The sequence below is a fragment of the Yoonia sp. 2307UL14-13 genome (assembly GCF_037572755.1).
Lineage (GTDB): Bacteria > Pseudomonadota > Alphaproteobacteria > Rhodobacterales > Rhodobacteraceae > Yoonia.
In genome coordinates, this window is sequence record NZ_JBBIFZ010000002.1 from 200,181 (window position 1) to 212,866 (window position 12,686).

At 61.3% G+C, this 12,686-nt stretch carries 12 protein-coding genes; 1 reads left to right on the forward strand and 11 read right to left on the reverse strand.

Features of this window, described 5'->3' with window-relative positions:
- The 8 genes from V8J85_RS08425 to V8J85_RS08460 form a co-directional block, all read right to left on the reverse strand.
- Nucleotides 1-819: a prolyl oligopeptidase family serine peptidase gene (locus V8J85_RS08425; protein ID WP_339953280.1), complete on the reverse strand. Its 819-nt coding sequence runs from the start codon at nt 817-819 to the stop codon at nt 1-3.
- Nucleotides 820-1,281, reverse strand: a complete 462-nt coding sequence (locus V8J85_RS08430; protein WP_339953281.1) for a rhodanese-like domain-containing protein — start codon at nt 1,279-1,281, stop codon at nt 820-822.
- Nucleotides 1,278-1,826, reverse strand: coding sequence for an SCO family protein (locus V8J85_RS08435; RefSeq protein WP_339953282.1), 549 nt, complete (start codon nt 1,824-1,826; stop codon nt 1,278-1,280). Before V8J85_RS08435 ends, V8J85_RS08430 begins: the two co-directional genes overlap by 4 nt.
- Complete coding sequence (locus V8J85_RS08440) at nt 1,823-2,392, reverse strand: hypothetical protein (RefSeq protein ID WP_339953283.1); 570 nt, start codon at nt 2,390-2,392, stop codon at nt 1,823-1,825. Before V8J85_RS08440 ends, V8J85_RS08435 begins: the two co-directional genes overlap by 4 nt.
- The gene (locus V8J85_RS08445) at nt 2,389-2,838 is read right to left on the reverse strand and encodes a hypothetical protein (RefSeq protein WP_339953284.1); all 450 of its coding nucleotides are present in this window, start codon (nt 2,836-2,838) and stop codon (nt 2,389-2,391) included. The genes V8J85_RS08440 and V8J85_RS08445 overlap by 4 nt, the downstream gene beginning before the upstream one ends.
- 70 nt (nt 2,839-2,908) lie before the next feature.
- Nucleotides 2,909-4,699, reverse strand: a complete 1,791-nt coding sequence (locus V8J85_RS08450) for a S8 family serine peptidase (RefSeq protein ID WP_339953285.1) — start codon at nt 4,697-4,699, stop codon at nt 2,909-2,911.
- Nucleotides 4,699-4,902, reverse strand: a complete 204-nt coding sequence (locus tag V8J85_RS08455; protein ID WP_339953286.1) for a hypothetical protein — start codon at nt 4,900-4,902, stop codon at nt 4,699-4,701. The genes V8J85_RS08450 and V8J85_RS08455 overlap by 1 nt, the downstream gene beginning before the upstream one ends.
- On the reverse strand, nt 4,893-6,017 hold the full coding sequence (locus V8J85_RS08460) for a phosphatase PAP2 family protein (protein WP_339953287.1): 1,125 nt from the start codon (nt 6,015-6,017) through the stop codon (nt 4,893-4,895). Before V8J85_RS08460 ends, V8J85_RS08455 begins: the two co-directional genes overlap by 10 nt.
- A gap of 144 nt (nt 6,018-6,161) precedes the next feature.
- On the opposite strand from V8J85_RS08460, the gene V8J85_RS08465 reads away from it, so the two are divergent.
- Nucleotides 6,162-7,718: a hypothetical protein gene (locus V8J85_RS08465; RefSeq protein WP_339953288.1), complete on the forward strand. Its 1,557-nt coding sequence runs from the start codon at nt 6,162-6,164 to the stop codon at nt 7,716-7,718.
- Between the two features lie 162 nt (nt 7,719-7,880).
- Here the strand turns inward: V8J85_RS08465 and V8J85_RS08470 are convergent, their stop codons facing one another.
- The 3 genes from V8J85_RS08470 to gcvH are packed head-to-tail and all read right to left on the reverse strand — an operon-like array spanning nt 7,881 to nt 12,686.
- The gene (locus tag V8J85_RS08470; RefSeq protein WP_339953289.1) at nt 7,881-9,410 is read right to left on the reverse strand and encodes a malonate--CoA ligase; all 1,530 of its coding nucleotides are present in this window, start codon (nt 9,408-9,410) and stop codon (nt 7,881-7,883) included.
- A 60-nt stretch (nt 9,411-9,470) separates the two neighbouring features.
- Nucleotides 9,471-12,314, reverse strand: a complete 2,844-nt coding sequence (gene gcvP / locus V8J85_RS08475) for an aminomethyl-transferring glycine dehydrogenase (protein WP_339953290.1) — start codon at nt 12,312-12,314, stop codon at nt 9,471-9,473.
- A 12-nt stretch (nt 12,315-12,326) separates the two neighbouring features.
- Entirely contained in the window at nt 12,327-12,686 is a 360-nt protein-coding gene (gene gcvH / locus V8J85_RS08480) for a glycine cleavage system protein GcvH (RefSeq protein ID WP_339953291.1), read from the reverse strand.

A 12,686-nucleotide genomic window follows, 5' to 3' on the forward strand; every position in this document is an offset into this window, starting at 1 on the left:
TCACAGCCCGCCAACCCAATCCAGCACCATTGCTGACCAGCCGCGCGGGATGCCGTGACCGCCCGGATGCAATGCGAATTCCAGCGCCGTCCCCGGCTGACAATCCTGCCAGATGCGCCGCCAATAATCATCGGTGATCTCGAAATCATCAGGGCGTAACTGGTCGCACCCATTCTCGGCCCGCCAAACCTGCATCGCCTGCCAGACATCGCCCTGATAGATGCGCCCGCCACCCAGCGGGCGCCCCTCCAGCGGCACAGTCTGATCGCGCCAGCCATGGGTGTGCAGCAGCCGCACCGGGCCGTTGCAATCCGTTGGCTCGGGCTTCCAGAAAGATCCACCAACCGGCGCGTAGGCCATGAAGGCATCAGGCGTCGCACAGGCGAGGTAGCTGGTCATCGATCCGCCGATGGAAAATCCCGCCAGCACCATCCGCGACCGGTCCAGATCGAACCGGGCGGCGGCATCATCAGCGACGGCGGCGATAAACGCGATATCGTCCCGGTTTTGCGGCCTGTCAGGGTAAAAGTACCAGCCCGCGCCAAAACGGCTTTCCGGTCGTTCGTGACCATCGACCCCGATAAAGGCATAACCGCGGTCGAGGAACTGGTCGACCATGCCGTTGTTCCGAACCGCACCCACGCCAGAGCCGCCGGCACCGTGTAACCAGATCAGCGCGGGGGCGTCCTTTGCCTCATCCGGCAAGGCAATGTGGTACGTGCCATTGTCGAGCGCGCAGGGGTCAGGGTCGTTTGCACATCCGGCATTTGCCGCGTCCGCAATCGTCATCGCGGCAAGGAAACCGATCAATCGCTGCATCTAGGGGGTCTTCACCACAGGCAACCCGCGCCGCAGCCAACCCGGTCCGACGGTCGAACCCAGCATGCCTTCCGGGACGTCGATGATGTTGGTGAAGCCAGCCTCCATCAGCCGGTTTGCTGTGCGGGCCGACCGGACACCGCGGGCGCAGATCAGCGCGATAGGGGCGTCCTTGTCCATGGCGATCTCGGTCAACGCCTTGGTGAAGTCGTCGCGGCGCATATCCAGCCGATGCGCCCCCTCGCCGCTGCCGGTGGCCGCCCATTCATCCGGGCGGCGGATATCGATCAGAAAGATGTCGCCTGCGACGGCGGCTTCATGCGCTTCGGGCGCGGTCAGTGTTTCGCCATCGACCTCTTCCGTCAGCAGCGAATAGGCGAGGTTCGGGTTCGCCCAGGCGACAACGCCCAATGCACCGGCGATCGTCATAGCGCCGATGACGATCCAGCGCGTCAAGCTCATTTCGCGGCCAACAGATAAGGCATAACGATCCCGACCGCCTGATCCACATCCATGACCGGCGGGATCAGGGTCAGAACGTCCCCTGCCCCATCCAGCAGGTAGAGAAAGCTGCCATGGGCCAGCACATCACCGCCTGCCGGGTCGGTGAACAAGACCTCGCGCTCGACCGAGAAGGCGTCATAGGCGACCTGCAACGCATCCTCTGTACCCGTCAGGCCCACAAACTCCGGGTGATAGTATTCCAGATCAGCGCCGATGCTTTCCACGGTGTCGCGCGCCGGATCGACGGTGATCATCACCGGTTTGACCTTGGCAGTTTCGGCCACCTCATCCACGATATCTGCCATCATCGGCAGTGCGGCGGAACAGATCTGTTCGCAATTCGCATAGCCGAAGAACAATAGCTGAAAGTGCCCGTCCGGATCCGCCTGTGTCCGCGTCTCACCGCGCTGATCCGTCAGGGCGAACGGCCCGCCGATGTTGAACGGAAAACCCTCGGCCAGCGCGGGGCCAGCCATGAGCGCAAATGCCAGCGCCAGCCTCATTCGAACAGGAAGTCCTTGATTTCCTCGTCTTGCTCAAGGCCCAGCCCGAAATAGCCTTCTTCGGCGATCTCGGCCAGAATACGCGGATCCCGTCGGAACCATGGACCACCGCCCGCAGCTTCGGGGTGCGCCTCTTGCCATTTCTTGGTCCAGGTATTGGCCTTCACCCATTCATCCTCACCCGCTGCGCGGATCGTCTGGACAAGGTAGATATTCTTGGCACCCACGAATTCGTCTTCCAGCAGCAGACCATCCACCTCAACCACCTGACCGCAATAAGGAAGCAGCTCCTTCACCGCGCCGGTAAAGGCCGGTTGGCTGTTCTTGTTCGGGAACACCAGCACATCATCCACGCTGCGCACCAGACCCAACTGCCGGTTCCCATCACCGCAATTCTCCGGGCAATCCTCGGTCAGCTCGCAAAGGATATCCACTACGGTCGCCTCGAACCGGGCCGGGATTTCGGCGTAGAGGTTCCAAGACCGTGCCTCGGACCCTTCTTCGAAATTCTGGGCGGTCGCGGTCAGCGGCAGGCACGCCGCGCATGTCATCATGAAATGCTTCATTGATCCGCCCCCGGTATGGCGAATGGTGGCACGGGACCATAGCTGTCATGGCTCAGGACCTGAATATCGAGATCATTCACGACCTCTTCGACGATCAGATAGTTCAGACCATCGCGTTCATACAGCAGCCCGTCCGCCTCGATCACGTGACTGGCAAGGCGCAGTTGTGTGTCACCACTGGCGCTATCTGCGCTGTCTTCGATCTTGAGCACCATGTAAACGGTTCCGTCCTCTGCCAGCAGGCCCACCGGAATACCACCGGCCGAACACCACAGCGCGCAAGTGTGATGCGCCGTGCCCACAACGGCGTCGGGGCCACCCATGACGCCCGAAAAGTAACACCACGTATCGATGATTTCGCCCTTCACGCTGATCCGCTCACCCTCAGCCGCAAAGGCCGGTGTCGCGAGCGTCAGCGCGGCCATTGCCGCCAAAAATCGTTTCATATCAGCCCCCCTTACTAAAGTTGACCATAGGTCAGGCCACCAAGCAATTCACGTTCCTTTGAAACAAAGCCTAGAACCGTTTGGTCCCCTTGGTATTCTGCGGCCCAGCGGTGCGCGGACGTGGACCACCACGCAAGACGGCGGCGATGTTTTGCGGCGTCACTTCAAAACCATCGGGCTGTTCGGCAAGGATGCGGGCCAGCGACATTGTCACGCTGGGGGCCGACATGCTCGTGCCCGATACGGCCTGACGGCTACCCGACAGCGCGCCCATCGTCACGATCCCGGGGCGGATACGGCTGCGATCGGCAGGCGCGGTCACGTCGCCGGTGATGATCCGCCCATCACCCACAAGACCCAGCCCGGAATAATGCACGACATCACCTGTCGGCTGGCCATCGACGGTATCTTCATCGCCATAAGTGCCGCCAACCCTGATCTGGTTGAACCCGCAGGCAAAGGCATTCACCGTGCCAGCGCGGATCACGCTCGTATCCGCACCGCGTTGGTCAAAGGGTAGTTCGCGGCCTGCAGGGTCATGGGTTTGATATCCCGGATCAAGAAACTTCGACTGCCGCCCACCCGACCGAAATCGGCGGATGGAATCGTCGCGCTGGATATACGCATCGACCGCATCGCCATCGGGCAAAACCGCACCGATCCGCACCAGGCCCGGCTGAACATAATCGGCGCCGGGCAACGACGGCAGCGTAGGATACATGGCAAGCGTGACCACTTCGCGGCCGCCCCCACCAAACCTGCGATATTGCAGATACGCCCTGCCAGCCGGACGCCCGTTCTGCCGCAGGTCTTCAAATGTGCCGTGGGTGGTGAAACCAGTCCGCTCCAAATCCCCGGCCCCGCGTCCAAGCACCAGTTGCATGCAAGCCTCGGGCGGTTCGGGGCTATCCCGCATCGGCCCCCAGATTTCCACGAAACTGGGTGTGTTGTCGTCGGGTTTCAGCTCCCAATCCAACTTATCCGCCCCATCGGCCTGCAACACGGCATGTGTCTGTGACTGCCGGTGATTGCCCATGGGCAGGACAAAGTGGATCGGCCCCACCTCAGGATGGTCATTGTCGCTGACCGCGTCCTGAAAACGTTCGACCAGCGAACTGCCATCCTTGGCCCCGGCCAGAATGCCATAGCTGATATTGATGATCAGCGGCAGACGGACCGGTGAGCCATGCTTGCTTTCCAACCATTTGCATAGCCGCCGGGTGCGCTGGATCAGATAGAGGATCGCCGTCAGGATATAGACCGGCGCAAAGGTGCCCAGCGTGTCCCGCGTCACCTCTGGCGGCAAACTGACGGCCATGACCGGAAAGTTGCGCGCCAGCGCGTCATCAGGCGAAAACCCAGCCGCCAGATCGGCCACCGCCGCGCCGTGGTTGCCGAAAAACGCCGCGCTTTGCGTGCTGCCACGGGAAAAGTCGACAACACCTGCCTTGCGATAGATCGCTTCTTCATCCGCAAGGCGACCATTGACCAGATCATCCAGCAAACCCGATATCTGCGCGCCACGCAATTCGGTGCCAAAGGGCAGATCAGCGCCGATACCCGGATGCAGCGCGTGTTTCACCGCCCCATCCTGCATCCAGATGCCGGCAAGGCGCGCATCCTTTCCGCCGATGGTCAGTCGCTGATTTGCGAAAGGCACGGCATCATCGATGATCCCAATGACCGCGGTTTGCGACAGGTCGTCCGGCATCGCGCCATCGCTGAGAAATGCCAGAGCCGGGTCACTCTCCAGCGACGCATCATAATCGCCCACATCAGATCGGATCGTATCGGGTTGTGCGAACTGATCCATATTGTTCAGAAGGCCTGCAAAGGTGCTGAATGTCTCGGTCGCGATCATTATTCGAACGCCCGTTTGATCAGATCGTCAAGGCGCAGGTCCAGCCGTTCGGCCACCTGCACGACGCTGCGCTGTTTGACGTCGACCCGATTACGGGGGGCCGCGATGTTCTGCTGATCCAACCAGAAATGGCCATAAGGTGAATCGTTGGCAGAAAACGTGGCAGCCCGCGAAGGGTCGGGTTTGACCCATTTCAACGCCATCTCTGCGCCCATTCTTCCGCGGCGCGGGTCCAGATCGACGCCAAAAGCGGCGCATCCTGCACAACGAAATCAGCACCCGTCGTCGCAGGGCGCGCCTCCTCGGCCAGATCGACCGGTGGATCAAGCAGCTTGCGCAGCTCTTCATAATGGAAATCGCGCGCCGCCTCGCCATCCTTGTACCGCGCGCCGTGGAAGCTGCGATGCAAGGCCTTCTGGCCGCCGCCCTTGGCGCGGGCGACAAAGTAGTGACCCAAAGTAATCCCCAGCATCGCCCCCGCCGCGCTGTCAGATGGGAAATGGACACCGGCGACTGTGCGGTTGATCGCGATGCGCGACGCCATGCGGAACAGTTGGCTGTCGGGCAGCACGGCCCCGTTGCCCCCATCCAGTTCAGTCAGGATCGTGGCGACCATAAAGGCCTGCGTCGCATGCCCGCTGGGATAAGTCCCGTGATCGGGCGTCTGGATCATGGGCTGCAGCTGCGACGAAAAGACAATCGGGCGTGGGCAACCCAGCGCCAGTTTCATCTGCTGCGACACAACCGTTGCCAGATCCAGCCCCGCATTCAAAAGCGCGATGATCCATTTCGCGCGATGCGGCTGCAGATAAACGATCGAGCCGAAGAACGACAAAACATCGGTCAGCTGCGTATGCACCTCGGCCAGCCGATCACCGCGCAGGTCGGCATAGTTGGCGACAAGGGACAGATCACGTTTGAAGTCTTCGTCAGACGGGCGGTGCAGGCTCGCGAGCGGCGCAAAGGTGGCTGTGATCTTGCCGCCCTCTTCCCCTACCGCGGATCGCGCGTGAACGGTGGACGATGTCGCATCCCCGCTGAAAGTCAGATCGCCCAACAATTCCGCACTCAGCGCCGCCGATCGATGCCCGGGCGACAAACGCGCCAGACGATCGCCCAAAGGTATCTCTTTCACCTGCCCCAGCGCGCCTTCGACCAGTTCGGTCCCGATGATACTGTCCCGCGCCCGGGCCAAAGCCGTAGACAAAAGCGGTGAGGCCCGCCCACCGGTATGACCCATGCGGCCCCGCCCCTCGGCATTTTCCGCGTTCTCTGCATTCTCGGCGTTTTCAGCGTTTTCGGCATTCAGAAATGACAAATCCAATCCCCTTTAAAATAGCGTGCCGCACGAAAAAATGGGCGCGCAGCGTCCCGGATAATGCAAGTGTAGGGGCGGTATGTCGTTTTGTGCAAACACTAATTCCGTTGCGCATTCCGCTGAAAGGCGCACAATCCTGCTGTTATGAAGGACATCACGCTTCATCTGGCCGGGCCCGTGACGGTCATGGGTCCGCATCAGCAGGACCTCACTCCGGCCAGTATGAAAAGCCGGGGACTGCTGGCGATCCTCGGCACGTCGCACCAGCTGCGGGCAAGCCGGGCCAAGCTGCAGGACCGGTTATGGAGCGATCGGGGACAGGAGCAGGGCGCTGCCAGCCTGCGGCAGGCGCTGACCGAAATCAGGCGCAGTTTCGCGACTTACCGCGATGCGCTGCTCTCCGGCGCTGGCTGGGCAGCACTGGACGAGGCGCGGGTTGACGTCGATCTGGTGCCCGGTCGGCAAGGCAACCCTGATCTGGTGGAATTTGCCGAAGACCTGGATATCCGTGACCCCGAATTCGACGATTGGCTGCGCGAACAACGACAGTATTTCGCTGCGAAGTGGCGAAAATCCATACCTGAAGCGGTCGCTACACACGACCTTGTCCTCGTCATCCAGCCGTCGAAAGCGACCCAATCCGACATCGCGGCCTTGGCGGAAATGATCCTGCGCGACGGGGCCGCACGCGCGGCATCCTTTGTGCCCGCGACGATCCTGCAGGGCGACGCATCGGCCGACGCGCCGCCTTTCGCGCTGGAACTGTCCTGCCACGCGACGGGCATCCCGCAGATGGCCAACCTGCAATTCACCCTCAAGCGCCGCGCCGCCAATCAGCAAATCTGGAACCGCACCGTCACCGGCTCGATCCAAAACCTCGGGGGTCAGTTCGATGCGCTGACCGGGGCCCTGACCCTGGCCATTCTGAATGCGGGCTGGGGTCCTGCCACCGATGATCCGCTGGCCGAAATACTGTCGCTCCGCGATGTATTCAGCTTTGCCGAGAACCGTCTGCAGATTGCCGACGGTCTGCTTGCCCATGAAAACGACCAGCACAGCGATGCGATCCGCCTTGCACTGCGCGCCTATATCCGCAACACGATGCTGCTGGAACGGTTCACCGATGATCCACGCGAAACACTGGCCGAGGCCACGGACCTGGCGACGAGGGCACTCTCGCTCGCCCCGCAAAACGCCGTCATCCTGTCCGTCGCGTCAATGATCGCATGCCGCAACCGGAACGTGGACCTCGCGCTGGACCTTGCCGGGCAAGCCGAACAGGCCGACCCGCATAACCCCCTGTCCCGCTACAGCCTGTCGTCGGCCCTGACCGAGGCAGGGCAAGACATGCAGGCTTTTCAAGAGGCGATCAAGGCACGCGCCGGGCCCATCACCGCGCTTAGCCCCGCCACCTGGCTGATGCGCTGCGCGGTCAGCGCCGTGCGAGCGGGCAAGATGGCCGAAGCGCTGCGCTTTTCGAAGATGGCGCACGGTTATTCGCCCAACTACAGGCCCGCCCTGCGATTTCTGGCCGCATTGGAGTTTCAGCAAGGAAATGAGTTGAAAACGGCCGACGCCCTGCAAAAACTGCACACCATCGAACCCGATTTCTCGCTCGCCTTGATGGCCAGCGACAGCTATCCGGTAGCGTCATTACGGGCGTCAGACCTGCTGGGCGTCACGAAATCAGGACTAATTTAAGGAAATTTTTCCGAATATCTGCCCTTTTCACGTTTACCCGGGGTCATTTTCACGCTGCTTTCACAGCCGCATGCCAAAACAGGGCAACCAACATTTACTGTTGGTAGGTCAGCGGCGTCACCCGGGCGCAACACCCGGGCAGAGTCCATTTTCAGTAGCATTTCATTCTTCCCGGCGTCGCTGACCTCTCTCCCTTTCAAAGAAATCGGCGAGTTCCTGGCGTAGAATGTTCTTCTGCACCTTGCCCATGGCATTGCGGGGCAGTTCCGGCAAAACCGTCAGCGCTTTGGGATGTTTGAACCGGGCGAGGCTTTGGTGCAGCCCGTCCAGAATGGCGCTTTCGTCCAGCACACCGCCGTCCGCCACCAGAACACCCAGCACCGCCTCCCCCAGATCAGGATGCGGCACACCGATCACAGCGCTTTCCAACACGCCGGGGGCCTGATCCAAGACCAACTCTACCTCTTTCGGATAAACGTTGTATCCGCCCGAGATGATCAGGTCTTTGCTCCGCCCCACGATCTGGACATAGCCATCCGCATCCACACAGCCCAGATCGCCGGTCAGAAAGAACCCATCCTCGCGCAACTCCTCCGCCGTCTTCTCGGGCATCCGCCAATAGCCCTGAAACACATTCGGTCCGCGCACGATGATCTGCCCGATTTCGCCTTGCGGAACTGGGTCGCTATGATCATCGATGATCTGCAGATCGACCCCCGGCAGCGGCATTCCAACGGTCCCGGCACGCCGCTCACCATCGTAAGGGTTGGACGTGTTCATGTTCGTCTCGGTCATCCCGTACCGTTCGAGAATGCGATGCCCTGTCCGTTCCTCGAACGCCACATGCGTGTCCGCCAGCAACGGCGCGCTGCCCGAAATGAACAGGCGCATGTTCCGCACCAGATCGCGATCAAACCGATCATCCGACAAAAGCCGCGTATAGAACGTCGGCACGCCCATCATCGCGGTCGCCTGGGGCAACAGCCGCAGGACCGCATCCAGATCGAATTTCGGCAGAAAGATCATCTGCCCACCCGTCAGCAGCGCGATATTCGTCGCCACGAACAGCCCATGCGTATGAAAGATCGGCAATGCATGCAGCTGCACATCATCGCCCGTAAACCGCCAATGCTCCGCTAAGATCCGCGCGTTCGACAACAGGTTGCGCTGGCTCAGCATCGCGCCTTTCGACCGGCCCGTCGTACCGGAGGTGTAGAGGAGCGCAGCCAGATCATCCTCATCCCGCGCGACGGTGGCGAAATCCGGGGACGTCTCCGATGCCTTCACGGCAAAACTGCCCGACCCATCGGCATTCAGCGTCTCGACCGCCGCTTCACCCGCGACGGACCGCAAAGCATCAACCTCCGCATCGTCGCAAATCAGCAACCCGGCCTCGCTGTCACCGACAAAGTAGCCGAGCTCATCCGGTGTATAGGCCGTGTTAAGCGGCAAAAACACCAACCCCGCCTGCACGCAAGCGGCGTAAACGGCCAAAGCCTCAGGGGATTTCGCGATCTGCACGGCCACCCGATCACCGGGTTTCAAACCCAGCCACGTCAACAGGTTGGCATAGCGCCCGACGGTCTCCAGAAACCCGCCATAGGTGATCTGCCGCCCGTCCGGCAGCGTCAGAAACACCGCATCGCTCCCCCGATGCGGCGCGAAAAGCTGGTCGAATAGCGGATTGCCCATATCGTTCCCTTACGCTGGCCCGGCCCCGTTATTGCACCGGGGCCACGCCAAATCGCAAGGTCACTCCGCCGCGTGGGCGTAATCCTCCATCGGCGGGCAAGTGCAGGTCAGGTTGCGGTCGCCCCAGGCATTATCAACACGGTTCACGGGCGGCCAATACTTATCAACCCGGAACGCACCAGGCGGAAAGCAACCAACCTCGCGACTATAGGGCCTGTCCCAATCCTTGACCAAATCCTCCATCGTATGCGGCGCGTTCTTCAGTGGGTTGTTATCGCGATCAATCCGCCCCGCCGCGATATCCGCAATCTCGGTCCGGATAGCGAGCATGGCGTCGCAGAACCGGTCCAGTTCCGCCTTGGTCTCGGACTCGGTCGGTTCGATCATCAGGGTGCCCGCCACCGGCCAGCTCATCGTGGGCGCGTGAAAGCCGCAATCGATCAGACGCTTGGCGATATCGTCCACAGTCACACCCGCGCTTTCCGCAAAGGGGCGCGTATCAATGATGCATTCATGCGCCACGCGCCCCGTCGGCCCCTTGTAAAGCACGTCAAACGCCCCCTCGAGCCGCTTGGCGATGTAGTTCGCGTTCAGGATCGCCACCCGCGTCGCCTGTGTCAGCCCCGCACCGCCCATCATCAGGCAATAGGCCCATGAAATCGGCAAAAGCGATGGCGATCCGAACGCCGCCGCCGACACCGCCCCCTCGCCCGTATTCGGATCACCCGGCAAATGCGGGATCAGATGCTCTTTCACCCCGATCGGCCCCATACCCGGCCCGCCGCCGCCATGGGGGATGCAGAACGTCTTGTGCAGGTTCAGGTGGCTCACATCGCCACCCAGATCGCCGGGGCGGGACAGGCCGACCATCGCGTTCATGTTCGCCCCGTCGATATAGACCTGCCCGCCATGATCATGGGTGATCTTGCAGACCTCGGTCACCGTTTCCTCGAACACGCCATGGGTCGAGGGATAGGTGATCATGCAACCCGCCAGATTGTCGGCATGCTGTTCCGCCTTGGCGCGAAAATCGGCCAGATCGATATCGCCGCGGTCATCCGATTTCACCGGCACGACCTTCCAGCCCACCATCTGGGCCGAGGCCGGGTTCGTGCCATGCGCGGACATCGGGATCAGGCAAATGTTGCGATGCCCCTCACCCCCCGCCCGGTGATAACCCGCAATGGTCAGCAGGCCCGCATATTCCCCTTGCGCCCCGGAATTCGGCTGCATCGAGATCGCGGCATATCCGGTGATATCACACAGCTTGGCCGACAAATCGTCGATCATCTCGCGATAACCCTCGGCCTGATCAGCAGGGCAATAGGGATGCAGCAGCGAAAACTCCCGCCAACTGACCGGCATCATCTCGGCCGCCGCGTTCAGCTTCATCGTGCAAGACCCCAGCGGGATCATCGCCCGGTCGAGCGCCAGATCACGATCCGCCAGACGGCGCATGTAACGCATCATCTCCGTCTCGGCCCGGTTCATGTGGAACACCGGGTGGGTCATGAAATCCGACCGGCGGATCAGCTTATCCGGCATGTTGTAATGTGGGGTATAGTCCTTGTCATCCCGGTCGATCCCAAAGGCGCGCCAGACCTTTTCGATCGTGGCAGGGCGGGTGCGTTCGTCCAGCGTGATCCCGACACGGGTTTTGCCCACCTTGCGCAGATTGACGCCCTCATTCACCGCCGCTTGCATCACGCCACGCTGCAGCAGACCCACATCCACCGTGATCGTGTCAAAGAAGGTAGCCGGGCGCACGTCAAAGCCACCCTGTTTCAACCCCTCCGCCAGCCGCGCCGTCTTGCGATGAATGCGCTGCGCGATGGCTTTCAGCCCCTCGGGTCCGTGGAACACGCCATAAAAGCCGGCCATCACCGCCAGCAAAGCCTGCGCGGTGCAGACATTCGACGTCGCCTTTTCGCGGCGGATATGCTGTTCGCGGGTTTGCAGGGACAACCGGTACGCCCGGTTTCCAAGGCTATCGATGGAAACCCCGACGATCCGCCCCGGCATTGCGCGGGCATAGGCCTGTTTCGTCGCCATATAGGCCGCATGCGGCCCACCATAGCCAATCGGCACGCCAAACCGCTGCGTCGTCCCCACAGCAATGTCGGCGCCCATCGCACCGGGCTCTTTCAGCAAGGTCAGCGACAGCGGGTCCGCTGCAACGATGCCAATCGCCTTTTGCTCATGCAGCGCCGCGATCTGCGGCGTGAAATCCCGCAAATGGCCATAGGTCCCCGGAAACTGAAAGATCGCCCCGAAAACCGCGCCCGCATCCAGATCGTCCGGGCTGCCGACGATCACCTCGATCCCCAAAGGTGCCGCGCGGGTCTTCATCACCGCGATATTCTGCGGATGGCAGTTTTCATCGACGAAGAACCCCGTCACCTTCGATTTCGACACGCGCTGCGCCATCGTCATCGCCTCCGCGCAAGCTGTCGCCTCGTCCAGCAAGGATGCATTGGCGATCTCGAGCCCCGTCAGATCGCTGACCATCGTCTGAAAGTTCAACAAAGCCTCGAGCCGCCCCTGCGAAATCTCGGGCTGATAGGGGGTATAGGCCGTATACCAGGCGGGGTTCTCAAGGATATTGCGCTGGATGACTGGCGGCGTGACCGTCCCGTGATAGCCTTGCCCGATCAGTGACGTCAGCACCCGGTTCTTCGCTGCCGTCTCGCGCATATGGTGCAGCAATTCGCGTTCCGACTTTGCCTTTCCGAAATCCAGGGGATCTTTCTGCCGGATCGCCGGAGGCAGGGTGTCGTCGATCAGCGCACCAAGGTCCTTGGCCCCCACGACGCCCAGCATTTCATCCATTTCAACCGGGGACGGGCCGATATGACGGCGATTGGCAAAGTCGTAAGGCAGGTAATCTGTGGGGGTGAAGGTCATCGCGCGGCTCCATTAATCGATCATCGCTTTGTAGGCGGCTTCGTCCATGTAAACGTCCATCTGGGACGGGTCGGACGGTTTGATCTTGAAAAACCAGCCTTCGCCCATCGCGTCTTCGTTGGCCAATGCCGGGTTATCGGCGAGGGCCTCGTTTACCGCGACAATCTCACCATCCAAAGGGGCCATGATGTCGGACGCCGCCTTGACGCTTTCGATCACCACGATCTCTTCGTCCTTGGCCACGTCCGCACCAACCTCGGGCAGTTCGACAAAGACGATATCGCCTAACTGAGTCGTTGCATGTTCGGTAATGCCGACGACAATCACATCGCCTTCGGCACGCAGCCATTCGTGTTCTTCGGTGAATTTCAT